Raw genomic sequence first — 26947 nt, 5'->3', positions numbered from 1 at the left:
CATGCTCAAGCTTTCCCGGGCGCTGCTGTGCGCCGCCACCTTGTTTGCCGCGGGCCTGGCCCAGGCGGCGGACCCGATTGTCATCAAGTTCGCCCACGTGGTTGCCGAAAACACCCCCAAAGGCCAGGGCGCGTTGCTGTTCAAGAAACTCGCGGAAGAACGCCTGCCCGGTAAGGTCAAGGTCGAGGTGTACCCGAACTCGTCGCTGTTCGGCGATGGCAAGGAAATGGAAGCGCTGCTGCTGGGCGACGTGCAGATGCTCGCGCCGTCCCTGGCCAAGTTCGAGCAGTACACCAAGCAAGTGCAGATCTATGACCTGCCGTTCCTGTTCAACGACCTGGCTGCGGTCGACCGTTTCCAGGCGGCCCAGGGCAAGGAATTGCTGACCTCCATGCAGGACAAGAACATCCTCGGCCTGGCCTATTGGCACAACGGTCTCAAGCAACTCTCGTCGAACAAGGCGCTGCATGAGCCCAAGGACGCCCGTGGCCTGAAATTCCGCGTGCAGGCGTCAAGCGTGCTGGAAGAGCAGTTCAAGGCGATCCGCGCCAACCCGCGCAAGATGAGTTTTGCCGAGGTGTATCAAGGCTTGCAGACCGGCACCGTAAATGGCACCGAGAACACCTGGTCGAACTACGAAAGCCAGAAGGTCAACGAGGTGCAGAAGTACTTCACCGAGTCCAACCATGGCCTGATCGACTACATGGTGATCACCAACGCCAAGTTCTGGAACGGCCTGCCACCGGACATCCGCAGCACGCTGGAGCAGATCATGGTCGAGGTCACCGTCGAGGTGAACAAGCAGGCCGAAGCGCTGAATCAGTCAGCCAAGCAGAAGATCGTCGATTCCAAGACCAGCGAAATCATCGAACTGACCCCGGAGCAACGCCAGCTGTGGCGCGAAGCCATGCGCCCGGTGTGGCAGAAGTTCGAGGGTGAGATCGGGGCTGACCTGATCAAGGCGGCAGACGCGTCTAACCAGTAAGCGCGGGTGGTACCGAGCGCCAATGTGGGAGCGGGCTTGCTCGCGAAAGCGGTGGGTCAGTCACCAGGGTTATCAACTGACAGACTGCATTCGCGAGCAAGCCCGCTCCCACATTTAGAGCCGGTTCCATCCTGAGCCTTGCATTACCCATCTCATTTTCGCGAGGTTTTGCCATGCAAACGCTAAGGCGCGTCTGGGAGCACCTGGAGGAAGGTTTTATTGCCTTCCTGCTGGCCGCCATGACCCTGGTGACATTCGTCTACGTCATGCTCAACAACATCTACACGCTGTTCTTTGCCCTGGCAGACAAGTGGGCGTTGAGCAGCAACTTCTTCAATGCCCTGGGCGATCACACCATGACCTGGGCCCAGGACATGACCTGGAGCGTGGCGCTGACCAAGGCCATGTTCGGCTGGCTGATCTTCTTCGGTATCTCCTACGGCGTGCGTACCGCCGGCCACCTTGGCGTGGATGCATTGGTGAAGCTGACCAAGCGCCCGGTACAACGTGTACTCGGCATGCTCGCGTGCCTGTGCTGCCTGGCGTATGCCGGGCTGTTCATGGTCGCCAGCTACAAGTGGGTGAGCGCCGTGATGGGCGCGCATATCGGCGCCGAAGACCTCGACCAGTACGGCGTGGACGTCGGTGACATCGTGGTGATCGTGCCTATCGGATTTGCCATGGTCTTCATCCGTTACCTGGAAATTTTCTACCGCATCTTTACCCACCGTCAGGTCGGGTTGGGGCTGGCCGACGAGGCTGGTGAGGCCAGCAAATTGGCCGGCAGCCATGAGGAGCGTCACTGATGGCCGTGCTCTGTCTATTCCTGTTGTTGTTTGTGTTCATGTTCCTCGGCGTGCCCATCGCGATTTCCCTGGGGCTGTCCGGCGCCGTGTCGATCCTGATGTTCAGCCAGGACTCGGTGAGTTCCCTGGCCATCAAGCTGTTCGAGACCTCTGACGCCTATACTTTCCTGGCGATTCCGTTCTTCCTGCTCTCCGGCGCGTTCATGACCACCGGCGGTGTGGCGCAACGCCTGATCGACTTTGCCAACGCCTGTGTCGGCCATATCCGTGGCGGCCTGGCGATTGCGGCGGTGCTGGCGTGCATGCTGTTTGCGGCGCTGTCCGGTTCGTCACCGGCAACGGTGGCGGCGGTGGGCTCGATTGCCGTGGCGGGCATGGTGCGTTCCGGTTACCCGAAGGAGTTCGGCGCCGGGATCATCTGTAACGCGGGCACCTTGGGCATCCTGATTCCGCCGTCGATCGTGATGGTGGTGTACTCGGCGGCCACCGAAACCTCGGTCGGCAAGCTGTTCATGGCCGGGGTGATTCCGGGATTGCTGCTGGGCCTGATGCTGATGATCGCGATCTATATCGTCGCGCGCATCAAGAAGCTGCCAGCCCAGCCACGGGCGACCTTCCGCGAGTGGCTGACCTGCGCGCGCCGTGCGTTCTGGGGCCTGTTGCTGCTGGTGATCATCCTCGGCGGCATCTACAGCGGCATGTTCACTCCGACCGAAGCGGCGGCGGTGGCGGCGGTGTACTCGGCGTTTGTTGCGCTGTTCGTCTACAAAGATATGAAGCTGCGCGATTGCCCCAAGGTGCTGCTGGAGTCCGGGCGCCTGGCGATCATGCTGATGTTCATCATCGCCAACGCCATGCTGTTTGCCCATGTGCTGACCACCGAGCAGATCCCCCAGGAAATCACCGCGTGGGTGATCTCCGAAGGGCTGACGCCGATTGGTTTCCTGATCATGGTCAACGTGGTGCTGCTGGTGGCGGGCAGCTTCATGGAGCCTTCGGCCATCGTGCTGATCCTGGCGCCGATCTTTTTCCCGATTGCCATGAAGCTGGGCATTGACCCGATTCACCTGGGCATCGTGATGGTGGTGAACATGGAGATCGGCCTGGTGCATCCGCCGGTGGGGTTGAACCTGTTCGTGACCTCGGCGGTGACGGGGCTGAGCCTGGGGCAGACCATTCGTGCGGCGTTGCCGTGGTTGATGATTCTGTTGGTGTTCCTGATCATGGTCACCTACTTGCCGTTTATCTCCCTTGCACTGCCGCACTGGCTCGGTATGTAACCGGCTACCGGGTTCTGGGGATCAGTGGTCCAGCGCGCTCAAGATCGCATGGGCCACTTTCACCCGTTCCCCGTTCGGGTAGTTTTTGTTGGCCAGGATCACGACCCCCATTTCCTTGCTCGGCACATACGCCACATACGCGCCAAAGCCGTTGGTGGAGCCGGTTTTGTTCACCAGTGTGTCGGCGTGCGGCGCCTGCGCTGGGGTCAGCCAGTTGACCGGATGCGGCTCCATCGCCATTTTTGTCGAGTTGCCATCCACCAGGGCATCCAGCTTGATCGGGTACGGGTACATCTCCCAGCCCAGCCCCTGGGTCATGCGCTCGACCGTGTAGTAGCCGGTGTGCGTGGTGGTAATGGCTTGTTGCAGCACTGGGTCCAGTGTTGCCGGGCGCATATTGACCTCTACGTAATGCAACAGGTCCGAAGCGCTGGTCTTGATGCCGTAGGCTTCGCTGTCCATCGCACCGGGGCCGACGCGCACGGGTTTGCCGTCCTTGCCATAGCCCTGGGCGTACAGGTTCATCTGGCTCTTGGGAACAGTGATGAACGTGTGCTTGAGCCCCATTTTCGGTAGCAGGGTTTTCTCCATCAGTTGATCAAACGGCTGCTTCAGGCTCTGCGCCGCCAGGTAGCCGAACAGGCCCAGGCTTGGGTTGGAATACAGGCGCTGGGTGCCGGGGGCGAAGTCGGGTTTCCACTGCTGGAAGTAGCTGATCATGTGCTGGGTATTGTCCGCTTCGCGGGGGAATTGCAGCGGCAGGCCACCGGCGGTGTAGGTGCCCAGGTTGAGCACGCTGATGTGGTCGAACTTGCCGCCGCGCAACGCTGGCAGGTACTGGCTGGCCGGGTCGGTGAGGGTCAGTTTGCCGCTCGCCACGGCATAGCCGGCGAGGGTGGCGGTGAAGGTCTTGCTCACCGAGCCAATTTCAAACAGCGTGTTTTCACTGACGGGCTGTTTGGCGTCTTTACTGGCCACGCCGTAGTTAAAGTATTGCGCCTTGCCGTCTTTGATGACACCGACAACGAGACCTGGAATAGACTGTTGCTGCATCAGCGGCTTGACGCTGGCGTCCACCTCGGCGCGCAGGTCGTCGGCGGCCAGGCAGTGGCCGGTGGCGAGAAATAACGCCAGGGCGCCAAAGTTACGCACTCCGGACAGGGAGAGTTGAGGCATGATATCGCTTCCATGAGAGTGATCGATTGAATGAAGAGCCTGCGCGGGCGTGGCCAATGTAGGCAGTTCGCGGGCGTTGGGCAAACGATGATATCTCGCACCTGCCATTAGATTAATTGGGGTCAAGCATGCTGCGCTCCCATCTTCCCCTCAATGCCCTGCGCGCCTTTGAAGCCTCGGCCCGGCATTTGAGCTTTACCCGCGCCGCCATCGAGTTGTGCGTGACCCAGGCGGCGGTCAGCCATCAAGTCAAAAGCCTGGAAACGCAGTTGAACGTGACATTGTTCAAGCGCCTGCCCCGTGGCCTGATGCTCACCAGCGAGGGCGAAACCTTGTTGCCGGTGGTGCGAGATTCGTTTGACCGCATCGCCCAGACTTTGAGCCAATTCGAAGGCGGGCATTACCGCGAGGTACTCACGGTGGGCGCGGTGGGCACCTTTGCGGTGGGCTGGTTGCTGCCACGGCTGCCCGAGTTCCAGGCGCGTTACCCGTTTATCGACCTGCGCCTGTCCACCCACAACAACCGTGTCGACGTGGCGGCTGAAGGCCTGGATTACGCGATCCGCTTCGGCGCGGGTGCCTGGCACGGCACTGAAGCCTGCGAGTTGCTGGAAGCGCCTCTCACCGTACTCTGTGTGCCGCAGTTGGCCGAGCAACTGCACGCACCGCAAGACTTGCTTAAACACACCTTGCTGCGCTCCTACCGCGCCGATGAATGGAACCTGTGGTTCCAGGCCGCCGGTTTGCCAGCCGATACCCTGGTGCCGCGCAGTATCGTGTTCGATTCTTCGTTGGCGATGATGGAAGCCGCCTTGCAAGGCATCGGAATAGCACTGGCACCGGCAATGATGTTTTCGCGGCAACTGGAGAGCGACGTGATCCGCCAGCCGTTCGACGTCGGCATCAGCACGGGCAGCTATTGGTTGACGCGTTTGCAGTCGCGGGCTGGAACACCAGCAATGTTGGCGTTCAAGGGATGGTTGCAGGAGCGGGTCGCGCAGCACTGAAGGGTTTTATTTTTGAAACATAATGAAACATTTTCTGAAGGGCAGCGCTCTACCGCAACACCTGTCTTGAGTTATTCCATGAAAACACCGCGCCCCTCCGCCCGTATGTCCCACCTGACCCAATTGCGAAACCTCAAGATGGCGCGCTCGGCCCACGCCTACGTGCGCGGCAGCACCGTGCAATTCTACGAGTGGTTGCACAGCCAGCCCGGCAGGCGTCTACCCCATGGCCCGGCGATCTGGATCTGTGGCGATTGCCATGCCGGCAACCTGGGACCGACCGGCGACAGCAAGGGCCGTATTGACATGCACATCCGCGACCTCGACCAGACGGTGATCGGCAACCCCGCTCACGACCTGGTGCGCCTGGCGTTGTCCCTGGCCACTGCCGCGCGCGGTTCGGACCTGCCCGGAGTCACCACCGCACGCATGCTCGAAGAAATGATGGTGGGCTACGAACAGGCGTTCAAGGATAAACCCGACGAAGCCCCGCCGCGTCCGTCCCAGGTCAAGGCCGGCATGCGCAGTGCCGTGGAGCGCACCTGGAAAAACCTGGCGCGTGAACGTATTGAAAACGCCCGGCCGAGCATTCCTTTGGGCAAGCATTTCTGGTCGTTGTCGCGGGCCGAAAAAAACGCGCTGGAAACCCTGTGTGCCTCGGATGACATCCATCAATTGGTCACCTCGCTCAAAGGGCGCCCCAAGGATGCCAGGGTCGAGTTGCTGGATTCGGCCTATTGGGTCAAGGGCTGCAGCTCGCTCGGTTTGTTGCGTTATGCCGCCTTGCTCGGCGTCGGCGACAAGGATGACCAGGCGTATTGCCTGATCGACATCAAGGAAGCCGTCGGCGCGGCGGCACCCCGTGTGGCGCGGGCGAAAATGCCCAGGGACAATGGTCGCCGTGTGGTGGAGGGCGCGCGTCAGCTTTCACCGGGCCTGGGGGAGCGCATGGTGGCGACACGATTTCTGGATCATGGGTTCTTTATCCGCGAACTGTTGCCCCAGGACATGAAGTTGGAGCTGGACGAGTTGAGCGAGATCGACGCCATGCACGCGGCGGGTTATCTGGCACGGGTCGTGGGCATTGCGCATGCCCGGCAGATGGACCGTGCTACACGCAAAGACTGGATGGCGGTGCTGCAGGAGAACCGCTCCAGGCAGTTGGATGCGCCGTCATGGTTATGGAGCAGTGTTGTGCAACTGGTGGGTAGCCATGAGCAGGGCTACCTCGACCATTGCCGGCGTTACGCGCTGGAGCACTAGGCCAAGTATTTATTGAACCAACCGAGCGTCCTTTCCCACGCCAGATTCGCCGCCGCCTCGTCATAGCGTGGCGTCGAATCATTATGGAAGCCATGGTTGGCGCCTTTGTAGATATACGCTTCATACGTGGTTCCGGCGGACTTGAGCGCCTGCTCATACGCCGGCCAACCCTCGTTGATCCGCGTGTCCAGTTCACCGAAGTGCAACATGATCGGCGCCTTGATCCGGGGCACGTCCTTGGCCTCCGGCTGGCGTCCATAGAACGACACCGCCGCGCCCAGTTCCGGGTAGGCCACCGCCGCCGCGTTGGTCACGCCGCCGCCATAACAGAAGCCGGTAATCCCGACCTTGCCGGTGCTGCGGTCGTGGTGCATCAGCCATTCGATGGCGGCGAAGAAGTCGTTCATCAGCTTGGTCGGGTCGACGGTCTGTTGCAGGGCCACGCCTTTTTCGTCGTTGCCGGGGTAGCCGCCCACCGAGGTCAGGCCGTCCGGGGCCAGGGCGATGAAGCCGGCCTTGGCCAGGCGTCGGGCGACGTCTTCGATGTAGGGGTTGAGGCCGCGGTTTTCGTGGACCACCACCACCGCCGGCAGCTTGCCCGTGGCCTTGGCCGGGCGCACCAGGTAGCCGCGCACCGTGCCGTTGCCTTTGGGCGATGGGTAGGTGATGTAGTCGGCGACGATGTCCGGGTCGGTGAATTTCACCTGCTCGGCCAGCGCGTAGTTGGGGCTCAGGGCTGCGAGCAGGGCCGAAGCGGTGAGGCCGCCAAAGGTGAACAGCGCAGCGCGGTCGAGAAATTCGCGGCGGTTGATCTTGCCGTGGGCGTAGCCGTCATAGAGTTCCAGCAGTTCGGGGGCAAAGTCTTTCGCGGTGAGACGAGTCATCGGTGTATCCTCGATTAGCGGTGGCGGTCAATGTAGCCCAGGATTAGCCTTCGCGACCATGGGCGGCGGCGGCCAATTGGCCGGTGTCGACACGCACGAAGATCGAATCGCCGATGGCGGTCAGCACGTCACCGGCGTACACCTCGCAGATCACGCGGGTCTTGCGTCCCACGTCATCGTCGACCCGCGCGCGCAGGGTGAGGGTGATGCCCATGGGCGTCGGCTTGATGAATTTGATGCCCAGGTTGCCGGTGACGCAGTCGATGCGCGGCAGGCTGCCGGGTTCGCGCGCTTCGGCGCGGTAGTGGTAGGCCATGGCGGTCCAGTTGGAGTGGCAGTCCACCAGCATGGCGATCAGGCCGCCGTAGACCAGGTCGGGCCAGCCGCTGTAATGGGCCTCGGGCAGGTGTTCGGCGACCAGGTGGATGCCGTCCGCGTCCCAGCGGCTTTTGATGTGCAGGCCGTGGGGGTTGCTGCCACCGCAGCCGTAGCAGATGCCTTCCGGCGCGGTGAGGTCCTGGAGTGAGGGGGTGTGCATGCAACATCCTTATTATGGGTGGGGCGACTACTCTGTTTAGCAGGACAAACGCCCGAATGGAATAAATCCCTGGTATGGCGTGTTAGTTCAGTACCTGTGTCCTTTCCTTTGCGGAGCGTTGCATGAAACGTCTTATGTCCCCGGTCACCGTACTGGCCTTGATCCTTGCTTATGGTTCCAGCGCTCAGGCGGTGGAGTACAAGGACGTCAACCGCACCGCCAGCCAGATCAGCTTCACCTACAAGCAATTGGGCCAGCGGGTGTACGGCACGTTCAGCGAGTTTGAAGGCACCTTGACCTTCGACACGCTAAAGCCGGAGACCGGGCATGCCTTGCTCAAGATCCAGCTGGCGAGCATCGACGCGGGTAGTCCGGACGCGAATGACGAGCTGCAACGCGCGTCCTGGTTTGATACCGCGACGTTTCCGGTGGGTGTGTACGAGTCCACCGGTGTCAAAGCCTTGGGCGACAACCGCTACACGATCAGCGGCAACCTGACCATCAAGGGCACCACGCGCCCGGTGGACGTGGACGTGGTGCTCAAGGAGCAGAGCGGCATTGGTGTGTTCGACGGTGAGTTCGTCCTCAAGCGTGGTGACTTCAAGATCGGCGAGGGTGAGTGGGCCGGCAACAGCGTGGTGTCCAACGACATCAACATCAAGTTCAAGATGGTCGCGCCGCAGCGTTAACGGGCGAACTTCTTTGCGCCGGCCACGCAGCCGATCACCGCGACCGTCACCAGCACCATCCCCAGGCTGACCTGCTCATGCAGCAGGCCCGCCGCCAGCGCCAGCCCGAAAAACGGCTGCAGCAACTGCAACTGGCCGACGGCGGCAATACCACCCTGGGCCAGCCCGCGATACCAGAACACAAAGCCGATCAACATGCTGAACAGCGACACGTAGCCCAGGCTCAACCAGGCGGGCAGGCTGATGCCGCTGAAGGTCGACGGCGCAAGCATCAGGCTCAACGGCGCCACCACCGGTATCGACACCACCAGCGCCCAGCAGATCACCTGCCAACCGCCCAGGCTGCGCGACAGCTTGGCGCCTTCGGCATAACCCAGGCCGCACACCAGTACCGCCAGCAGCATCAGCAGATCGCCGGCCGGTGCGGCGCTCAAGCCTTGGGCCACGGCATAACCCATCACCAACCCACTGCCCAGGATCGAGAACAGCCAGAACACCGGGCGTGGCCGCTCGCCGCCGCGCAACACGCCAAATACGGCCGTGGCCAGGGGCAGCAGGCCAATGAATACGATGGAGTGGGCCGAGGTCACGTATTGCAGCGCCAGGGCGGTGAGCAAGGGAAACCCGATCACCACGCCCAAGGCGACAATCGCCAGCGGCACCCACTGATTGCGCGCGGGGCGTTTTTCCTTGAACAGCCACAGCAGGATCACGCCAAGGAAGGCGGCGATCGCGGCACGGACCATGGTGAGAAACACCGGGTCGAATTCCATCACGGCCAATCGGGTGGCGGGCAATGAGCCGCTGAAAATCACCACGCCAATAAAGCCGTTGATCCAGCCCTGGGTGCTGGTATCCAGGGTGTTGAGGGGGGATGTACGTTCCATGAGGGAGTGCCCGTAGCCGGAGGGGTTGCGTTCTGGCCATCCTAGGGGCGAGCATTAGGACAATCAAAAAATTGTCATGGATACATCCCAATGCCACGCGCCCGCTACAAGTCCCTGGTCGATACCTTTGCCGAAGCCATCCGCAGCGGCAACATGCCGCCCGGCACGCGTCTGCCGACGCACCGGCAACTGGCCGCCGAGCATGGCCTGGCGCTGGTCACCGCCAGCCGCGTGTACACCGAGCTTGAAGCCATGGGTTTGGTCAGCGGCGAAACCGGGCGTGGCACCTTCGTGCGCGAGATCGCGTTGCCGCCAGGGCAGGGCAGTGGGCAGATGACGGTGACGGCGGGCATGCTCGACCTCAATTTCAATTACCCCTCGTTGCCGGGCCAGGCGGAGCTGTTGCGCACGGCGTTGCGCCAACTGGCGCTGTCTGGCGACCTCGAAGCACTGTTGCGTTACCAGCCCCACGCCGGGCGCCTGCATGAGCGCGCAGCCTTTGCGCGGCATTTGCTCAGTCGCGGGCTCAGTGTCGACGCCGAGCAGGTGCTGCTGGTCAGCGGCGCCCAGCATGGCCTGGCGGTGACGATGATGGCGCTGCTCAAACCCGGCGATGTGATTGCGGTGGATGCGTTGACCTATTCGGGGTTCAAGGTGCTGGCCGAGACCCTGCACCTGGAAATTGTCGCGATCCCGGTGACGCCGACCGGCCCGGATCTGCAGGCCTTGCAAAACCTGTGTCGCAAGCGGCCCGTGCGCGCCGTGTACAGCATGCCGACCCTGCACAATCCCCTCGGTTGGGTGATGGCTCTGTCCCAGCGCGAACGGCTGGTGTCCATCGCCCGTCAGCACAATCTGATGATCATTGAAGACGCGGCCTACGCGTTCCTCGCTGAAGACGCACCGCCACCGGTGGCGACGCTAGCGCCAGAACGCACGGTGTACGTGGGCGGGCTGTCGAAAAGTGTCGCGACCGGCCTGCGCGTGGGGTTTATCGCGGCGCCGATGGAATGGGTAAAGACGCTGGAGCGCACCATCATGGCCACTACCTGGAATGTGCCCGGTGTGATGAGCGCCATAGCGGTGGCCTGGCTGGAGGATGGCACGGTGGCGCAGCTTGAGGCGCAAAAGCGCGAGGATGCCCAGGCGCGACAGGCCCTGGCGGCTCAGGTGTTCAAAGGACTGGCGTACATCAGCCATCCCTCGTCCTACTTCTTGTGGCTACCCCTGGCGGAAGACGCCCGGGCCGATCAGATCGCCATGGCCTTGCAGCGTGACAACATCGCCGTGTCGACCGCCGAGCCGTTCGCCGTCTCGGCGCATGTCCCGCATGCGTTGCGGTTGGCCTTGGGTTCGGTGCCGATCTCGGCACTGCGCGAAGCGTTGCTCAAGGTGCGCAAGGTGGTGGCGTGGTGAGCCGGTTTCAGCGGCTCACCGCAAGGTATCAGTACTTGTAGGCCTGACGCCCGATCAGCAGCCATTTGCCTTTTTGCTTCTGCCAGACCTGGAAGTTGTCGATGTCGGTAGGCACTTCAACCCCGCTGTTCACCGCCAGGGCGTGGAAGTGGTTGCGTACCAGTGCGGTGTCGCCTTGCAGGGTGATGGTCTGGTTTTGCATTTCCAGGGTCTTGAAGGCGCTGGTATGGGTTTCCAGGTCAGCGATGAATTGGTCTTTGTTCTGCACCTTGCCGCTGGAGTGGCCGTAGGTGAGCTTGTCGGCCGTCAGCGCGTGAAGCTGCTTGAGGTCCAGGTGCAGCATGGCTTGGGTCAGTTGGTCGACCGCTTGGGCCACATCCTTCTCGGCTGGGGCAGGCGCGGCTGCGACGTAACCGGTGAACAGGCACAGAAAACCGATCAGCACTTTGACGTTTTGCATGGGTGTTTCCTTATTGTTGTTGGGGGCTGGCACGACAGCTTAAGTCGTCGTACAACCATGCAATATTTCGGGTGAGGAAGGAAAGTGAAATTTCGAAATATCTTGAAAAGATTAGACTTGAAGGCGTTATAAACCACAGGTCGACTTATACGATGTCCCAACACATTGATTGAATCATGCCTCGCTTCCTGTGCCAGTAGCACATCGCTATGCTACTGCCGAAACCTGACACTGCCCGAGAGACAAAATGGATTTTGACTGGCACAGCGACACCCTTACCCGCGCCACTCCGGTAACCCCGCACTACAAAAACACTCAAAACGTACGCCGCTTCATGCTTGAGCACTGCGGCCCAGGGTTCAAGTTCGACCGGCCGTTCATGGCCTGGATCCGCAACGAGGTGCCCAAGACCCTGGGCGACGTGGTGGATGAGTGGCAACGCCGAAACGAGGATTCACGCCTATGACACCCGACGAAAAATACCAGGCCGCCCAGCTACGCCTCGGCTATCAGCTGGACGAATTCAAAGTCGGTGGCAACTACACACCACTGGTCCGGGACGCCAACCACCTGTACATCAGCGGCCAGATTCCCCGGGTCGGCGATGCCATCGTGCTGCCGGGCAAGGTCGGAGACACCTTGACCTTGGCCCAGGCGCAAATCGCCGCCGGCATCAGCGCCTTGCGCTGCCTGGGTTTGCTCAAGCAGGCCTTGGGTTCGCTGGACCAGGTCAAGGCAATCCCGCGCATCACCGTTTACGTGCGCAGTGCCGAGGATTTTGATCAGCAGAGTGAAGTGGCCAACGGCGCGTCGGATTTGTTGCACGAGATTCTGGGTGCTGCCGGGGTGCACACGCGCACGTCGATTGGCGTGATGCAGTTGCCGAAATCGGCGGCGGTGGAGATCGACATGATTGCAGTGGCGCACGGCTGAGCCATCGATGCGGTAATCCTGTTGATTGCCGTGCTCCACATCGCCTGATTTGAAATACAGGCGAAAGTGTGGGAGCGGGCTTGCTCGCGAAAGCGGTGGATCAGTCAGCCTATTTGTGGCTGAAGGACCGTATTCGCGAGCAAGCCCGCTCCCACAGGTTTGACCGCGTTTAGCCTGCTGCCAGCGGCGGTGTACGTGGCGGAACCAGGCGCTTGCTGCCGGTTGCCTCATACGCCGACGCAAACCTCAGCAACGCCGAATCGTCATACGCCCGCCCGGCAAAGGTCAGGCCCACCGGCATGCCGATATCCGCCATCACGCCCATTGGCACGGTGACAGTCGGCACGCCGAGGTGGCGAATCGCGAGGTTGCCGTTGGCGACCCACACGCCGTTGCTCCAGGCGATATCGGCAGAGGCTTCGTTCACATCAGCATCCGCCGGGCCCACGTCAGCCACGGTCGGGAACAACACCGCGTCGAGCCCGAGCGTGTCCATCCAGTCTTCCAGGTCGATGCGGCGGGTTTGCTCCAGGCCGCGCAAGCCGTCGGGGACTGTGCTGATCTCGTTCCACGGAGTGATGCCGCGTTCGGCCATGCGCACGTATTCGTCCATGCCGGCGGCCAGATCGTCCTCACGGTTGGGCAGGGTGCCGGGGTCGTGGGGGAAGATCTTCGGCCCGTCCACATCCGCGAGGCGGTTGAGGGCCGGGTCGTTGTTGGCGCGCAGGAAATCATCGAAGGCCCAGGCCGACAGCTCCCACAGTTCATCGTGGAGGAACTCTTTGGAGACCAGGCCACGGGTAAACACGGTGGGTGCGCCAGGGCGGTCGCCTTCGCAGTTGGACACCAGCGGGAAGTCCACATCGATCACTTCGGCACCGGCGGCAACCAGGGCCTGGCGCGCGTCGTTCCACAGGTCGATCACGCTGGCGCGAGTGTTGATCTTCTGCCCGGTGGGGCCGCCGATGCCGGGCTTTTCACTGGTGCCGGCGTCGGGGTCGGCGTTGATGTACATGCGCGGCACGCCAAAGCGTTTGCCGACGAGGGATTCGGAACTCACGGCCAGTTCAGCGTAAGACGCCGGGCGCACCGAGGCGACGCTCGGGATCGGTACCCACGGCTGCAAACGCCAGAGGTCGCCACGGGTGTCCGGGTCTTCGGCCACCACCACATCGAGCACTTCCAGCAGGTCGGCCATGGTGCGGGCGTAAGGCACCACCACGTCCATGGTCGGTGTGAGCGGCCAGTTGCCGCGCACCGAAATCACGCCACGGGACGGCGTGTAGGCACACAGGCCATTGTTGGACGCCGGACCGCGTCCGCTGGACCAAGTCTCTTCGGCCACGCCAAACGCAGCAAAACTGGCCGCCGTCGCAGTGCCGGCGCCGTTGGACGAGCCGGAGGCAAACGGCGCCGTCAGGTAGTCGGCGTTATACGGGCTTTCGGCGCGGCCATACACGCCACGCTGCATGCCGCCATTGGCCATCGGCGGCATATTGGTCTTGCCCAGGCAGATGGCCCCGCCGCCGCGCAGGCGCTCGATGGTGAACGCGTCACGCTGGGCGACCAGTTGGGCAAACGCCGGGCTGCCGGAGGCTGCGGTCAGGCCCTTGACCAGGTAGCTGTCTTTGGCGGTGTAAGGAATACCATCCAATGGCCCCAAGGTTTCGCCTTTGGCCCGGCGCGCATCGGACGCCTCGGCTTCTTTCAGGGCGTCGGGGTTGCGCACCACCACGGCGTTCAAAGCGGTAGCGGTCTGCGGGCCGTCGTAGGCGTCGATCCGCGCCAGGTAGGCGTTGACCAGTTCAACGGCCGTGGTCTGGCCGGATTCCAGCGCAGCGCGCAATTGGGCAATGGAGACTTCGGTAACTTGCATCACGTTTTTTTCGCCGCCTTCAAGTGGGGGTATGGCGGCAGTCTACGGACAGATATTTCACAAAACCAGCGCGGCATACTCCGCATAAGCGCCGCGCATCACCTGCCAGGTGGCCTCGTCCGCAGGAATCAGATGTTCGATCCGCAGGGAAGTCAGGGTGATGTCCTGGGGCATGCCAAACGTGGTGAAGGTGGACAAAAAGCTCAGTTCACCCTGGCGTGAGCGCACGCGGGTCAGTACCAGCGGCGGCATCTGCGCGGGCAGTTCGGTGTTGGCCGGTGTCGGCAAACTCGCCAGTAATGCGGCCAGTTCGGGATTGCCCAACGCCTCACGGGTGGCGCGCTGCCAGGCCAGGGTGCGGATCTCCTCGGCATTGCTCAGGTGATCGCCCAGGCCGCCTGGCTGCAGCAGCGTCGTCAGCAAGTTCACGCCCTCAGCCGCATCCGGGCGGATGCCCACCAATTCAAACAGCAGGCCGGTACTGGCATTCGCCGCCAGCACTTCCCACTGGCTGCCCAGCAGGATGGCAGGGGCCGGATTGTTGGCGTGCAGCACATGGCTGACGGCTTCGCGGATTGCCGCCATGGCGGGCGAGGCGAGTGGGGTGGCGGCGTAACGCGGCGCATAGCCGGCGGCGAGGAATACGCGGTTGCACTGCTCCAGCGGTGCCTCCAGCGTGGTCAACAGGTTGTGTAACGTGCCGGGACTCGGCTTGGCGCGACCGGTCTCGATGCAACTGAGGTGGCGCTGGGAAATGCCGGTGATCAGGGCCAGGTCGAGCTGGCTCAGCTTGGCGTGTCGCCGCAATTGGCGCAGTTGTTCGCCGGCAGTAGCAGGGTTGTCCATGGCGGAATCATGACCTCCGAGGTCATTGCGAGGGGCCGAACCTTATCACTAACGTGGGGCCTCTATCACGCCAAGGAAGAACCCATGAACAGTCGCTTTATCGCCCTGGCCGGTTTGCTCGGATTCTCGCTCTACACCCTGGCGACGATGCTGACGGTCGAGCAGTCGCTGTTGGCCTTTGGCCGTGAATTGATGTCGCGGCCGGACACCGCGCAAGTGGTGATCGACCTGTACCTGATGGCGCTGCTGGCGTGTGTGTGGATGTACCGGGATGCGCGGCGGCGCGGGCGCTCGGTGGTTTCGCTGCTGCCGTATTTTGTGCTGACGGCGGTTTTTGTGTCGGTGGGGCCGTTGCTTTATCTGGTGGTGAATAGGTCGCGACCGTCTTGACTTACCTGCCATTCAAACAAGGGCGAACACCGTACCTGTGGCGAGGGAGCTTGCTCCCGTTGGACTGCGTAGCAGTCCCGTTCTTTTAAACAAAGAGCGGGGCCGCTTCGCAGCCCAGCGGGAGCAAGCTCCCTCGCCACATTAGGTCGAGTCGCAGGAGAAATTGAGTGAGGTTTCAAGGGTTGAGAAAGGCCTGGTAGTTCTCCTTTGTGATCTGCTGATAAGGAATCGTCAGCTCAGCCGTGTACGGCTCCTTCTTCACCATCTTCACCGCCAGGTCAATCGAGCCCACCGCCTGGCCTTTATTGTCCTGGTACACCGTCACCAGTAACTGGCCCTTCTTGACCGCGTCCAACCCCGCTGGGCCGCCATCGCTGCCGGCCACCAGGATGTCCTTGCCCGGCTGCATGCCTGCCTGGCTGATCGCCATGGCCGCGCCGATCGCCATTTCATCGGCATTCGCCGCCACCGCATCGATTTTGCGCCCGGAGACGATCCAGTTGTTCATCAAGTCGATCGCCTTGTTGCGTTGCCACTCGGCGGTCTGCTCCTCGACGATCTTGATGTCGGGATACTCCTTGAGCACGGTCTTCACCCCCAGCGTGCGGTTGTGCGTGGCGTTGTTGGACAGCAGCCCGAGCATGATCGCCAGGTTGCCCTTGCCGCCCATTTTCTCGGCCAGGTAGCGCATCTGGATTTCACCGGCCTTGACCTCATCCGAGCCCACGTACCCCACGCCCGGTGGCAACTGCTGGGCATCCGGCCGGCGGTTGACGTAGACCAGCGGGGTCTTGGCCTGCTGGGCATTGGCGGTCATTTTTTGTGTGGCTGCCGTGTCCACCGGGTTGACGATAATCGCGTCCATGCCCTGGGCCGTGAAGTTCTGCACCTGATTGAGCTGGCGCACCACATCGCCTTGGGCGTCTTCAAATTGCAGGGTTACGCCGGGGAGTGCCTTGGCGTGGGCGGCCATGTAGTCACGCATTTGCGCGAGGAAGACATCGTCGACCTGGGCGATGCTCACGCCGATACGGATATCGGCCAGCGCCCAGGGGCTGATTGCCAGGGTAAAGAGTGCCGCAAGGAGTTGCTTCTTCATGGTGGTGCTCCGTTCTTCTTGTTGTTGTTAAAACAGAGGGTTCACGCTTGGCGTTTGGCCCGCATCTGCGCCACGGCAGCGGCAAAGTCCGAAAGCGGCCAGCGTTCGTCGAGGGCTTGCTGCATCAGCTGCTGCCCGGTTTGCGGGGCCAGGCCCTTCAAAGGTGGGTCGGTGTCCAGGTTAGTGGGGAAGGAATAGCCGTCGGCGGTGCAGGCAATCACCGCCTCCACGGCCTGGGCATCCAGCGCAGTGTTATCGAGCAAGGCCGGGTATACCGCGAGCATCATGCGATCGCGGTCGAGGGCTTCCATGGGTTTGCCGAATGCCGAGGAGATCTGCAGCAGGTTGGCCATGCGCTGGCGGTCCGGCGTGCGGTTGGTGCCGGCGGCATGGAACAGCGCCGGGTTGAAGAACAACAGGTCGCCCTTGTTCAGCGGCAGTTGCACGGCGTGTTGCTGGAAGTAGTCGATGAACTCCGGGCGCCGCCACGCCAGATAGCCCAGGGCGTATTGCTGGGAAAACGGCAGCAGTTGGGTCGGGCCGGTTTCCAGCGGCATGTCCGAGTGCGCCACCGCGCCCTGTAGCGTCAAGTATTGGGACAGCAGGTGCAGGGGCAGGGGAAAGCGCTCCACCACGTCATTGGTCTGGAACCCCAAGTGGTAATCACGGTGGGGCTGCTGCGCCTGGCCGCCGGGATGCACCACGTTGACCTGGGCGGTCACCTGATAGCTCGGGCCCAACCATGCCTCGGCGATCAAGCCCAGCAACGGGTTGGCGTAGTACTCGACAAAGGAGGCGGGCGACTCCAGCGCGGCTTTCTGCAACGAATTCCAGATGCGCCCATTGCTGCCGGCTTTGGCGAAGTGGTCGGCGGCCGCCCCTTGCACGGCCTCGTTGGCGAAAATCGCTTCGAACACCTGGCTGTGGCGGTCCACCACTTCCAGGTCTTCATAAGCCCGGCGCACCACCATCACCCCAGGCCCGTCGCGGAACAGGCGATGCAGTTCGTTCATCGCCGTCAAACGCTCAGCATTGCGCAGGGTCTGGGCCTGATAGATCGGCACATTGTTCAGCACTTGCGCGCACAGCGGGTAATCCTCGGCATTGACCTGTTGCGCGCAAAGTTCGCTGAAATCCGCCAGGCGCACGGCCTGTTCAGTCACGAACACCGACATCACACACCTCCCAGCGCCTGATTGGGCTGCGGGCTGCCGCCGTCGGTGCAACCGACCACGCCTTGTTCCAGGTCGATCACCGAACCGGTCATCATCCCCGACTCGCGGGACAGCAGGAACGCCACGCTGCGCGCCACCTCTTCGGGCTTGAGCAGGCGCCCAAACGGTTGTGCGCGTTCAGCCCTCTCCAGCCAGCCATCCTGGGCGCCGTGGTACTGGCGCTGGATGTCATCTTCATGGGGCGTGTCCATCCAGCCGATATTCAGGCCATTCACGCGGATACGGTTGCGCAGCGCGCTGAACGCCACGTTCTTGGTGAGGATCGCCAGCGCGCCCTTGGACGCCGCATAGGCGCTGAGAAAGGATTGCCCGCCATGCCCGGTGACGCTCTGGATATTCACCACCGCGCCTTCCACACCGTTGCTGATCATCAGCTTCAACGCTTCTTGCATCAGGAAGAACGGTGCCCGCACATTCACCGCCATCAGTCGATCAAACAGCTCCGGCGAGGTGTCAAGAATGGTGCCGCGGTCCGACATGCCAGCGCAGTTCACCAGCCCATGCAAGGTGCCGAAGTGGGTGCGTGCCGCGTCGATGACCGCGCGGCAATCCTCGACCTTCTCAAGGTCCGCCTCGACAAAAAACGCCTGGCAATCCAGCTGTGCCAGCAGCCGTACCTGCTCTTCGCCTTGGGCGCGACGGCGTCCGCAGATGATCAACCCGGTGGCGCCGCGCTCGGCCAGGGTGCGCGCCACCGCTGCGCCAAGGCCCTGGGTGCTGCCGGTGACGACAAAATATTGGCCGCTGAACGACGTGGCGAGATCGGTGTTAGGCATGCAGTTCTCCAGGATTTTTTGTTGTTGTTCATCGCCTGGCTCGACGCCGGGCAAAACTGAGACTAGCATTGCGAAACCTCAGTAACGCCCAAAAAACACCTCAAAAACACCTCAGGCGAAACCCCATGCTCGAACGCGCCAAACACTTCTCCATCAAGCAACTCGCCACCCAGGCAGGAGTGAGCAAAGCCACGGTCGACCGTGTGCTGCATTTGCGCGGCAGCGTGCACGCCCAGACCCGGCGGCGCATCGAGCAGGCGCTGGATGAGTTGGAGTCCCAGGAGAAAAATGGCCTGGCGGTGGGGCGCACCTTTCATGTCGACGTGATCATGCACACGCCCAAGCGCTTCAGCGCGGCCGTGCAGGCGGCGATTACCGCGCAACTGGGTAGCCTGGCGCCGTTCCGGATCGCCCCGCGTTTTCACCTGTTCGAAGAGATCGAGCCCCAGGCCATGCACGACCAATTGCTACGCTGCCTGGACACCGGCAGCCAGGGCGTGGTGCTCAAGGCGGCGGATGAACCGGCGGTGAACCTGGCGGTCAAGCAGCTGATTGCGGCGGGCATTCCGGTGGTGACCCTGGTCACCGATCTGCCGCAAAGCGAGCGCATCGGCTATGTGGGCATGGACAACCGCACCGCCGGCCAGACCGCCGCCTACCTGATGGCGCGCTGGCTGCCGGCGCTGCCCCAGGACGTGGCGGTGGTGATCGGCAGCGAATTGTTCCGTGGCGAAGAAGAACGCGAGATGGGCTTTCGCGCCTGGCTGCGTGGGCGTGCTGCGCATTTGCGGGTGCTGGATGTCAGCGGCGGCTACGGGGTGTACGACCGCACCTTCGAGCGGGTGACCCAGGCGCTGCAACAGCATCCCGAATTGAAGGCGGTGTACAGCGTCGGCGGCGGCAATCGCGCGATTGTCGATGCCTTTGCCGCCCAGGGCCGGCCGCTGGAGGTCTTTATCGGCCACGACCTCGACGAAGAAAACCGCCAGCTGCTGCGCGAAGAGAAAGTCGCGGCGATCATCGATCACAACCTGCAGATCGATGCGCGCCACGTGTTCCTGCACATTTTGCAGTACCACCGGCTATGGAAGGCCGGGCCGATTGCGCCCTCCCAGGTGCAGATCGTCACGCCGTTCAACCTGCCGGATTAAGTACTCCCTCAAAAACAACATCAGGAGTTCGACCATGCTGAGAATCGCCGTTCTGGGTGCCGGGCGCATCGCCAAGATTCACGCCGCCAACGTCGCCGCCCACCCCCATGCCACGCTGGTGCTGGTGGCCGACCCCTGGCGCGAAGGCGTCGATGCGCTGAGCACACAATTGGGGTGCGAAGCCGCCTACGATTGCGCCGCCGTGCTGACCCGCAAAGACATTGACGCCGTGGTGATCGGCACGCCTACCGACACGCATATCGACCTGCTCCTGGCGGCGGTGGCCGCAGGCAAGGCGGTGCTCTGCGAAAAACCCATCGACCTGGATATCGCCAAGGCCCGCAGCGCCGCCCAAGCCGTGGAGCGCCAAGGCGGCCAGGTGATGCTCGGCTTCAATCGGCGCTTCGACCCCGACATGCTGCGCCTGCGTCAAGCCCTCGACGCCGGGCAGATCGGTGCGGTACGCCAGGTCATCATCACCAGCCGCGACCCCGGCCTGGCGCCGCGTGACTACCTGGCCCATTCCGGCGGCATCCTGCGCGACATGACCATCCACGACTTCGACACCGCCCGCCACCTGCTCGGCGAAGAACCGGTGGAAGTCAGCGCCATCGCCAGCCGCCTGGTGGACCCGAGCCTGGCCGAGATCGACGATTACGACAGCGTGATGGTGCTGCTGCGCACCGCCTCCGGCAAGCAATGCCACATCAACTGCTGCCGCCAGGCGGTGTACGGCTACGACCAGCGCGTGGAAGTGTCCGGCGCCAACGGCGTGCTGCTCACCGACAACCACCGCCCGAGCACCTTGCGCCATTGGAGCGCCGAACACACCGAGGCGCTGGAGCCGTTGCAGCACTTTTTCCTGGAACGCTATGCGGATGCGTATCGCAATGAGCTGACGCAGTTCATCGATGCACTGAACAGCGGCAAGGCACTGCCCACCAGCGTGCGCGATGGGCTGTATGCGTTGCATTTGGCGGACTGTGCGTTGGAGTCGGTAAAGACCGGGCGCAGCGTGGCGGTCAGTTACGACCTTTAGCCGTAGGAACTGGCGCCAGTGCGGTCGACCAGGCGAATACTGTCGCGCCCGCCACGCTTGGTTTCATACAGCGTGGTATCGCCTTGCTCGATCAACGCTGTGAGGCTGGGTGGCGGCTGGTCGAACAGGGTGGCGCCGATACTCAGGGTCACCGGCGCCGGCGTGGTAAAGGTCTGCGAGGCCAGTTGATGGAACTGGTCGCGCAGGCTGCTGCCCAGTTCGACGATCTGTTCGGTGGACGCCGGGTTCAGCAGGATCACGAATTCATCCCCGCCCAGGCGTGCGGCCAGCGCGCCTTGGGGCACCACACTACGAATCATCTCGCTCAAGGCGATCAGCAGACGGTCGCCGGCGGTGTGGCCGTAGAGGTCGTTGACTGACTTGAAGTTGTCGATGTCGATCAGCAGTAAAGCGCCGGGTTGCGCCGGCGAGACCTGGCCTAGCAGGCGCGGTGCACGCAGGTCGAGGGCGCGGCGGTTGTAGAGTGCGGTCAGTGGGTCGCGGGCGGCGAGGCGGGCGATCTGTTGTTCGCGGCGGTAGCGTTCGGAGCCTGTCATCGACAGCGCGATCAGCATGATCGCCATGGCACCTTCCACCAGGGAAATCTGGATGATCTCGCCCTTGAACGCGGCGAGGTCGATCAAGGTGCCGGGAATCAGCACCGACAGCGCCTTGGCCACATAGAACGCGCCATGAATCAGTAGCACATAGCGCAACTGCACCGCGCCGATGCTCAGGGATTTGCCATGGGGCCGCAGCAAAAAGCTGGCGCGCAGGGTCGGCAGCGCCACCAGCAGCGACTGCACCGCCAGCATGGCTTTGGACCAGGAAGGATCGGCCGGCAGCATCAGCATGCCCAGCCACACCACCAGCATCAGCAGCCACAGCAGCGACAGCCGCGTTTGGGTGAACCGCGCCACGCCCAGCAAAAACAGGAAGTGCGCGGTCACCAGCAAGCCGTTGGCGAACCAGATGCCGATCGTCAGGTAACCATTAAGGCGCAGCAGGGCCAGGGTGGAACCAACGGTGATGGTGGCGAAACCGGCGCTCCAGCACAGCAGCGAAGGTTCGCGCACGCTGCGCCATTCAACGGCCAGGTACAGGGCGGCAGCGGCTGCCAGGGCGACGGTGAGTGCCAAAATCGTAGGAGGGTCGAGCGTCATTTCTTGCCGGGTCTGCCTGGTGTGCGTTTAGAACCGGGATTGTAAGCGCACACGCAGGTTTTTCAGAGCATTCCGTGTGATGGCACACGGCCAGGCGATGATCGGCAGGTCAGGCGCCCTTGGTCGAGGGCAGCAAGATCGTCAGGATGCCCACCAGCGGCAGGAACGAACACAGCTTGTAGACGTACTCGATACCGTGGGTATCCGCGAGCAAACCGAGCAACGCTGCGCCAATCCCGCTGAACCCGAACATCAGGCCGAAGAAGATCCCGGCGATCATGCCCACGTTACCCGGCACCAATTCCTGGGCATACACCACGATGGCCGAGAAGGCCGACGCGATGATGAACCCGATCACCACGCTCAACACTGCCGTCCAGAACAGGTCGACGTAGGGCAGGGCCAGGGTGAACGGCGCGGCACCGAGGATTGAGAACCAGATGACTTTCTTGCGCCCGATCTTGTCGCCGATCGGGCCGCCCGCGAAGGTGCCCACGGCCACGGCGCCGAGGAACAGGAACAGGTACATCTGCGAGCTTGCGACCGACAGCTGGAATTTTTCGATCAGGTAGAACGTGAAGTAGCTGGTCAGGCTGGTCATGTACCAGTATTTGGAGAACACCAGCACGGCCAGCACCACCAAGGCAAAGGTCACGCGGCCTTTGGACAAACCGTGGGTGGCTTTGCCGCCTTGCTTGAGCTTGAACAGGTTGAGGTGATGGCGATACCAGCGGCTCAGACCGTAGAGCACCAAGATGGCGAACACGGCAAACAGCCCAAACCAGGCGATATGGCTCTGACCGTAGGGAATGATGATCGCGGCCGCCAGCAAGGGGCCGAAAGCGCTGCCGGTGTTGCCACCGACCTGGAAGGTCGATTGAGCCAGGCCGTAGCGGCCGCCCGAAGCCAGGCGCGCAACGCGGGAGGTTTCCGGGTGGAAGGTCGACGAGCCGACGCCCACCAGGCCTGCCGCCAGCAGAATCGCCGGGAAGGTGCCGACAAACGCCAGCATCAGAATGCCGATCAAGGTGCAGACCATGCCCGCTGGCAGCAGCCACGGCTTGGGATGGCGGTCGGTGTGATAGCCGATCCACGGCTGCAGCAGGGATGCGGTCAGCTGGAAGGTCAGGGTGATCAGGCCCACCTGGGTGAACGACAGGCCGTAGTTGGCCTTGAGCATCGGATAGATCGACGGCAGCACGGCCTGGATCAGGTCATTGATCAAATGCGCCAGGGCGCAGGCGCCGAGGACGCGCATGACCAAAGGGCTGGCTTGGGGTGTGGTGGTTGCAGCGGCGGGTGACGCGGTGAGGGTCGACATGCAGGCATTCCATACAAGGCAGCTAATCAGAGGCGGCAACTTCTTAAGGTCGCCATCCATTACAAAATGATTCGGCGTTCATGCTAGATTCGTCGGGAATGCCTGTCTCGCGTAATTCGGGCGGCAACTATTGCAAAAAGGGCGAAATGATCAAACCACTGAACGAATTCCTCCAAGAAATCAACGAAGGCGCCTGGGCGGTCATCAGTTCCGCCACGGATTACCCGGAAAACTGGGTGATCCCCGACCACAGCCACGAAAAGCACCAACTGCTCTACGCCATCGAAGGCGTGATGGTGGTGTACTCGGCGCTCAACCAATGGACGGTGCCGCCCAATCGCGGGATCTGGATGCCCGCCGGGCAGGTGCATTCCCTGCGGTGCGTGGGCACCTTGAAAATGCGCAGCGTGTTTGTGCGCCCGGATCGTTTCCCGAACATGCCGGGCGAACCGAAGACGGTGAGCATTTCGCCGCTGCTGAGCGAGCTGATCAAGGCGTCGGTGAGCTTGAAACCGCCGTATGCCGAGGATTCACGGGATGCGCGGATCATGCACCTGATCCTCGACGAACTGGCCATCCTGCCGGCCCTGCCATTGTCCTTGCCGCAACCTTCCGACCCGCGCTTGCAGCGCATCTGCCTGGCGTTGCAGGAAGAACCCGGCGACGCCTCCACGGTGGCGCACTGGAGCGAGCGCCTGAACCTGGACCAGAAAACCATCCAGCGTCTGTTCCGCAAGGAAACCGGCATGACCTTCGGCCAGTGGCGCCAGCAGGCGCGGCTGCTGCTGGCCTTGGAGAGGATTGCGGTGGGGGAGAAGGTGATCGATATCGCCCTGGAGCTGGGCTATGAAAGCCCGAGCGCCTTTACCAGCATGTTCAAGAAACAGTTCGGCAAGACGCCGAGTCATTTCTTCAGGTAGGGCTACTGATCGTGGGTGTCAGGTTGGCGTAGAAAATACAGCCGATCAGCCGTGCGAACAGGCTGAGGGTTTCCGGCAGGTTGGGGTCGTCAAACAGCATGGCGCGCGAGTCCAGCGCGCACAGCGCACCGTACAAACGGCCGTCGGGCAGGAAGATTGGCGCACCGGCGTAGCTTTCGATCTCGTATTGCTTGACCACCGGGCGCGTGGCAAAACGGCCGTTCTTGCTGATCTCGGGGATGAAGAGCGCCTGGGGATTGATGCAGAACTCGCTGCACAGCGTGGTTTCCAGGTCGAGTACATCGTGGACGTTGATGCCCATTTGCAGCGGGTCGTAAACCGAGCACACCACCCATTCCAGGTCGGTGAACTTGGCGATACCGGCGAAGCGCATCCCGGTCAGTCGCGTGATCAGGTGCAGGATGCTGGTGGTGGCTTCGATTTCGGCGATGGCGGCGCGTTCATCTGCGCTGAGTAACGAGGCTGCGGTAACGCTTGGAACCATACGTGAACACTCCTATGGCGTGGCGGCCTCGGCCGCCACGCAGGGTCAGGGCTTAGTTGATACGGGGATGCTGCTCGACCAGGTTTTTGCGCTTGGCTTCCAGTTCGGCAATTTCGGCATCGATGTCTTCGATCTTCTGCTCGATATTGTCGTGGTGTTCCTGCAGCAATTCCTTGGCTTCTTCCATGTCCGAAGCGGCCGGCGCTGCGCCGCGCAGTGGCTTGTTGGCGGTTTCCTTCATGGTCAGGCCGGTGATCAGGCCGACCACGGCAAACACCATCAGGTAGTAGGCGGGCATGTACAGGTCGTTGGTGCTTTCTACCAGCCAGGCCACGGCGGTCGGGGTTACGCCGGCGATCAGCACCGACACGTTGAACGCACTGGCCAACGCGCTGTAGCGCAGGTGCGTCGGGAACATGGCGGGTAACGTCGAAGCCATCACGCCGATGAAGAAGTTGAGGATCACAGCGAGGATCAGCAGGCCCGCGAAGATCAGGCCGATCTTGCCGCTGGTGATCAACATGAACGCCGGGATGGACAGGAACAGCAGGCCGATACTGCCAGCGATGATGAACGGCTTACGGCCGATCTTATCGCTGATAAAACCAATGAACGGCTGCACGAACAGCATGCCGACCATGATCGCGATGATGATCAGCACGCCGCTGTTTTCTTTGTAGTGCAGGTTGTGCGACAGGTAGCTCGGCATGTAGGTGAGCAGCATGTAGTAGGTCACGTTGGTCGCCGCCACGATGCCGATGCAGGTCAGCAGGCTGCGCCAGTGCTTGGTCGCCACTTCCTTGAACGAGACTTTCGGGCCGTGGGTCAGGCCTTCGCGGTCGCCTTGCTCCATTTTGTCCATGTGCTGCTGGAAGGCTGGGGTTTCCTCCAACGCATGACGCAGGTACAGGCCGATAATGCCCAAGGGCAGGGCGAGGAAGAACGGCAGGCGCCAGCCCCATGACTCAAAGTCGGCTTCGCCCAAAATGCTTGAGATCAGCACCACCACGCCCGCACCCAGTACGAAGCCGGCGATGGAACCGAAGTCCAGCCAACTGCCGAGGAAGCCGCGCTTGCGGTCCGGGGCGTATTCGGCGACGAAGATCGACGCGCCGGTGTATTCGCCACCCACCGAGAAACCCTGGGCCATTTTGCACAGCAACAGCAAAATCGGCGCCCAGATGCCAATAGAGGCATAGGACGGGATCAGGCCGATGGCAAAGGTGCTCAAGGACATGATCACGATGGTGGCGGCGAGGACCTTTTGCCGCCCGTATTTATCGCCCAGTGCGCCGAAGAACAGGCCACCCAGGGGACGGATCAGGAATGGCACCGAGAACGTACCGAGTGCAGCGATCATTTGTACGCTGGGCGAGGCGTCGGGGAAGAACACCTTGCCGAGCACATAGGCGACAAAACCGTAGACGCCAAAGTCGAACCACTCCATGGCATTACCCAGGGCGGCGGCGGTGATTGCCTTGCGCACCTTGGTGTCGTCGACGATGGTGATGTCTTTCAATCCGATGGGCTTGACGCTTTTCTTACGTAATTTCATGCGGGACACTCTAAAGCAGAACAGGGGAGGTGCCATCGTTGCGATGGCACCGCTCTGTCAGTTCAGATACAAGCGGACATGAAATAATTCACCACTATTTGTGTTTTTTTGCAGATGGCTTGAACTTTACAGATTCACAGGGGAGTAATTCGCATGTCCGCCGTCGCCTCACGTTTGACCTACCGCCGACCACACGCGAGTGATGTGCAGCGATTGTTCGCGATCTACGGCGATCCGCAGACCAATCTGTTCAACCCCGCCGGCCCGATGGCCAGCCTGGAGGTTGCGCGACGCCTGCTCGATCACTGGCTTGCACAGTGGGCATCCCAAGGCTACGGCTGGTGGGCGATCGCACGCGTCGAAGCGCCGGATCACATCATCGGCTTTGGTGGCATCGCGCCGATGGACTACCTGACCGACAGGCGCATAAATCTTGGATATCGGTTTGCGGTGGAAGCTTGGGGGCAGGGCTACGCCACCGAGTTGGGCCGGGATGCATTAACGCTGGCCTTCGAAACACTCGGCTTGCCCGAAGTGTTCGGGTTGGTACGGCCGGATCACGCGGCATCCATCCGCGTGCTGGAAAAAATCGGCATGCAGCCTTTCGGTACGCTTGACGATGTGCCGGGTAAGGCACCCAGCCTGATACTACGCGCCCGTCATCCTACAACTCCTTTTGCCTGACATTTCACATACCCGCGCAATACCTCGATAAACGGCAATCTTTCAGATTGACAGCGTTCTGGC

At 62.1% G+C, this 26947-nt stretch carries 28 protein-coding genes; 14 read left to right on the top strand and 14 right to left on the bottom strand.

Annotated features, from left to right (window positions below):
• The first annotated feature begins 1 nt into the window (after position 1).
• The 3 genes from H096_RS02565 to dctM all read left to right on the top strand — a co-directional run bounded on the left by H096_RS02565 (position 2) and on the right by dctM (position 3071).
• On the top strand, positions 2 to 985 hold the full coding sequence (locus tag H096_RS02565; RefSeq protein ID WP_028616372.1) for a TRAP transporter substrate-binding protein: 984 nt from the start codon (positions 2 to 4) through the stop codon (positions 983 to 985).
• A gap of 173 nt (positions 986 to 1158) precedes the next feature.
• Complete coding sequence (locus H096_RS02560) at positions 1159 to 1791, top strand: TRAP transporter small permease (RefSeq protein ID WP_033896622.1); 633 nt, start codon at positions 1159 to 1161, stop codon at positions 1789 to 1791.
• Complete coding sequence (gene dctM, locus H096_RS02555) at positions 1791 to 3071, top strand: C4-dicarboxylate TRAP transporter large permease protein DctM (RefSeq protein WP_033896621.1); 1281 nt, start codon at positions 1791 to 1793, stop codon at positions 3069 to 3071. Before H096_RS02560 ends, dctM begins: the two co-directional genes overlap by 1 nt.
• Positions 3072 to 3092: 21 nt before the next feature.
• On the opposite strand, the gene ampC is transcribed toward dctM, so the two are convergent.
• Positions 3093 to 4247 (bottom strand): class C beta-lactamase, encoded by a 1155-nt coding sequence (gene ampC, locus H096_RS02550; RefSeq protein WP_033896620.1) that lies wholly within the window; start codon positions 4245 to 4247, stop codon positions 3093 to 3095.
• A gap of 128 nt (positions 4248 to 4375) precedes the next feature.
• Between ampC and H096_RS02545 the strand changes: the two genes are divergently transcribed.
• On the top strand, positions 4376 to 5254 hold the full coding sequence (locus H096_RS02545; protein ID WP_033896619.1) for a LysR family transcriptional regulator: 879 nt from the start codon (positions 4376 to 4378) through the stop codon (positions 5252 to 5254).
• Positions 5255 to 5332: 78 nt separating this feature from the next.
• Positions 5333 to 6517, top strand: a complete 1185-nt coding sequence (locus H096_RS02540; RefSeq protein WP_033896618.1) for a DUF2252 family protein — start codon at positions 5333 to 5335, stop codon at positions 6515 to 6517.
• Here the strand turns inward: H096_RS02540 and yghX are convergent.
• Both yghX and H096_RS02530 read right to left on the bottom strand, forming a co-directional pair.
• On the bottom strand, positions 6514 to 7401 hold the full coding sequence (yghX, locus tag H096_RS02535) for a YghX family hydrolase (protein ID WP_033896617.1): 888 nt from the start codon (positions 7399 to 7401) through the stop codon (positions 6514 to 6516). The genes H096_RS02540 and yghX overlap by 4 nt on opposite strands.
• A 43-nt stretch (positions 7402 to 7444) precedes the next feature.
• Positions 7445 to 7939 carry a thioesterase gene (locus H096_RS02530; protein WP_033896616.1) on the bottom strand — a complete coding sequence of 165 codons (495 nt, stop codon included), beginning with the start codon at positions 7937 to 7939 and terminating at the stop codon, positions 7445 to 7447.
• Between the two features lie 122 nt (positions 7940 to 8061).
• Between H096_RS02530 and H096_RS02525 the strand changes: the two genes are divergently transcribed.
• Positions 8062 to 8628 (top strand): YceI family protein, encoded by a 567-nt coding sequence (locus tag H096_RS02525; protein WP_241495477.1) that lies wholly within the window; start codon positions 8062 to 8064, stop codon positions 8626 to 8628.
• Here the strand turns inward: H096_RS02525 and H096_RS02520 are convergent.
• Positions 8625 to 9515 (bottom strand): DMT family transporter, encoded by an 891-nt coding sequence (locus tag H096_RS02520; protein WP_033896613.1) that lies wholly within the window; start codon positions 9513 to 9515, stop codon positions 8625 to 8627. The two genes, H096_RS02525 and H096_RS02520, sit on opposite strands and share 4 nt — an antisense overlap.
• A gap of 90 nt (positions 9516 to 9605) precedes the next feature.
• Here H096_RS02520 and H096_RS02515 point away from each other — a divergent pair, with 90 nt between their 5' ends.
• The gene (locus H096_RS02515) at positions 9606 to 10931 is read left to right on the top strand and encodes a PLP-dependent aminotransferase family protein (RefSeq protein WP_033896612.1); all 1326 of its coding nucleotides are present in this window, start codon (positions 9606 to 9608) and stop codon (positions 10929 to 10931) included.
• A 28-nt stretch (positions 10932 to 10959) separates the two neighbouring features.
• On the opposite strand, the gene H096_RS02510 is transcribed toward H096_RS02515, so the two are convergent.
• Positions 10960 to 11391 carry a nuclear transport factor 2 family protein gene (locus tag H096_RS02510; RefSeq protein ID WP_016979456.1) on the bottom strand — a complete coding sequence of 144 codons (432 nt, stop codon included), beginning with the start codon at positions 11389 to 11391 and terminating at the stop codon, positions 10960 to 10962.
• A 247-nt stretch (positions 11392 to 11638) separates the two neighbouring features.
• Between H096_RS02510 and H096_RS02505 the strand changes: the two genes are divergently transcribed.
• The gene (locus H096_RS02505; RefSeq protein WP_033896611.1) at positions 11639 to 11857 is read left to right on the top strand and encodes a DUF6434 domain-containing protein; all 219 of its coding nucleotides are present in this window, start codon (positions 11639 to 11641) and stop codon (positions 11855 to 11857) included.
• Positions 11854 to 12324, top strand: coding sequence for a RidA family protein (locus tag H096_RS02500; RefSeq protein ID WP_016979453.1), 471 nt, complete (start codon positions 11854 to 11856; stop codon positions 12322 to 12324). Before H096_RS02505 ends, H096_RS02500 begins: the two co-directional genes overlap by 4 nt.
• Before the next feature lie 169 nt (positions 12325 to 12493).
• On the opposite strand, the gene H096_RS02495 is transcribed toward H096_RS02500, so the two are convergent.
• Both H096_RS02495 and H096_RS02490 read right to left on the bottom strand, forming a co-directional pair.
• Positions 12494 to 14203, bottom strand: coding sequence for an amidase (locus H096_RS02495; RefSeq protein WP_033896610.1), 1710 nt, complete (start codon positions 14201 to 14203; stop codon positions 12494 to 12496).
• Between the two features lie 54 nt (positions 14204 to 14257).
• A complete protein-coding gene (locus tag H096_RS02490) occupies positions 14258 to 15046 on the bottom strand; it encodes a helix-turn-helix domain-containing protein (RefSeq protein WP_033896608.1) in 789 nt (262 codons plus the stop codon).
• An 84-nt stretch (positions 15047 to 15130) separates the two neighbouring features.
• Between H096_RS02490 and H096_RS02485 the strand changes: the two genes are divergently transcribed.
• Positions 15131 to 15436 (top strand): DUF2834 domain-containing protein, encoded by a 306-nt coding sequence (locus H096_RS02485; RefSeq protein ID WP_033896607.1) that lies wholly within the window; start codon positions 15131 to 15133, stop codon positions 15434 to 15436.
• Positions 15437 to 15611: 175 nt separating this feature from the next.
• On the opposite strand, the gene H096_RS02480 is transcribed toward H096_RS02485, so the two are convergent.
• The 3 genes from H096_RS02480 to H096_RS02470 are packed head-to-tail and all read right to left on the bottom strand — an operon-like array spanning position 15612 to position 18546.
• Complete coding sequence (locus H096_RS02480; protein WP_033896606.1) at positions 15612 to 16535, bottom strand: sugar ABC transporter substrate-binding protein; 924 nt, start codon at positions 16533 to 16535, stop codon at positions 15612 to 15614.
• Positions 16536 to 16576: 41 nt separating this feature from the next.
• Positions 16577 to 17710, bottom strand: coding sequence for a phytanoyl-CoA dioxygenase family protein (locus tag H096_RS02475; RefSeq protein WP_033896605.1), 1134 nt, complete (start codon positions 17708 to 17710; stop codon positions 16577 to 16579).
• Positions 17710 to 18546: an SDR family oxidoreductase gene (locus tag H096_RS02470; RefSeq protein ID WP_033896604.1), complete on the bottom strand. Its 837-nt coding sequence runs from the start codon at positions 18544 to 18546 to the stop codon at positions 17710 to 17712. Before H096_RS02470 ends, H096_RS02475 begins: the two co-directional genes overlap by 1 nt.
• Before the next feature lie 125 nt (positions 18547 to 18671).
• Between H096_RS02470 and H096_RS02465 the strand changes: the two genes are divergently transcribed.
• Positions 18672 to 19697 (top strand): LacI family DNA-binding transcriptional regulator, encoded by a 1026-nt coding sequence (locus H096_RS02465; protein WP_033896603.1) that lies wholly within the window; start codon positions 18672 to 18674, stop codon positions 19695 to 19697.
• A 34-nt stretch (positions 19698 to 19731) separates the two neighbouring features.
• Positions 19732 to 20736, top strand: a complete 1005-nt coding sequence (gene iolG, locus H096_RS02460) for an inositol 2-dehydrogenase (RefSeq protein WP_033896602.1) — start codon at positions 19732 to 19734, stop codon at positions 20734 to 20736.
• Here iolG and H096_RS02455 read toward each other — a convergent pair.
• Positions 20733 to 21899 carry a GGDEF domain-containing protein gene (locus H096_RS02455; RefSeq protein ID WP_033896600.1) on the bottom strand — a complete coding sequence of 389 codons (1167 nt, stop codon included), beginning with the start codon at positions 21897 to 21899 and terminating at the stop codon, positions 20733 to 20735. The two genes, iolG and H096_RS02455, sit on opposite strands and share 4 nt — an antisense overlap.
• Before the next feature lie 109 nt (positions 21900 to 22008).
• Entirely contained in the window at positions 22009 to 23220 is a 1212-nt protein-coding gene (locus tag H096_RS02450; protein WP_016979981.1) for an MFS transporter, read from the bottom strand.
• Positions 23221 to 23318: 98 nt separating this feature from the next.
• Here H096_RS02450 and H096_RS02445 point away from each other — a divergent pair, with 98 nt between their 5' ends.
• Positions 23319 to 24140, top strand: coding sequence for a helix-turn-helix transcriptional regulator (locus tag H096_RS02445; RefSeq protein WP_033896597.1), 822 nt, complete (start codon positions 23319 to 23321; stop codon positions 24138 to 24140).
• Here the strand turns inward: H096_RS02445 and H096_RS02440 are convergent.
• Together H096_RS02440 and proP are read right to left on the bottom strand one after the other, a co-directional pair.
• On the bottom strand, positions 24133 to 24645 hold the full coding sequence (locus tag H096_RS02440) for a GAF domain-containing protein (RefSeq protein ID WP_033896596.1): 513 nt from the start codon (positions 24643 to 24645) through the stop codon (positions 24133 to 24135). The genes H096_RS02445 and H096_RS02440 overlap by 8 nt on opposite strands.
• Before the next feature lie 52 nt (positions 24646 to 24697).
• Entirely contained in the window at positions 24698 to 26200 is a 1503-nt protein-coding gene (gene proP, locus H096_RS02435) for a glycine betaine/L-proline transporter ProP (RefSeq protein WP_033896594.1), read from the bottom strand.
• Between the two features lie 153 nt (positions 26201 to 26353).
• On the opposite strand from proP, the gene H096_RS02430 reads away from it, so the two are divergent.
• Positions 26354 to 26884, top strand: a complete 531-nt coding sequence (locus H096_RS02430; RefSeq protein ID WP_033896593.1) for a GNAT family N-acetyltransferase — start codon at positions 26354 to 26356, stop codon at positions 26882 to 26884.
• Positions 26885 to 26947 lie beyond the last annotated feature (63 nt).

Source organism: Pseudomonas sp. FH1, from assembly GCF_000510895.2.
GTDB classification, from domain to species: domain Bacteria; phylum Pseudomonadota; class Gammaproteobacteria; order Pseudomonadales; family Pseudomonadaceae; genus Aquipseudomonas; species Aquipseudomonas azotoformans_A.
The sequence above is the reverse complement of the archived record's forward strand: the minus strand, read 5'-3'. Positions and strand labels throughout refer to the sequence as shown.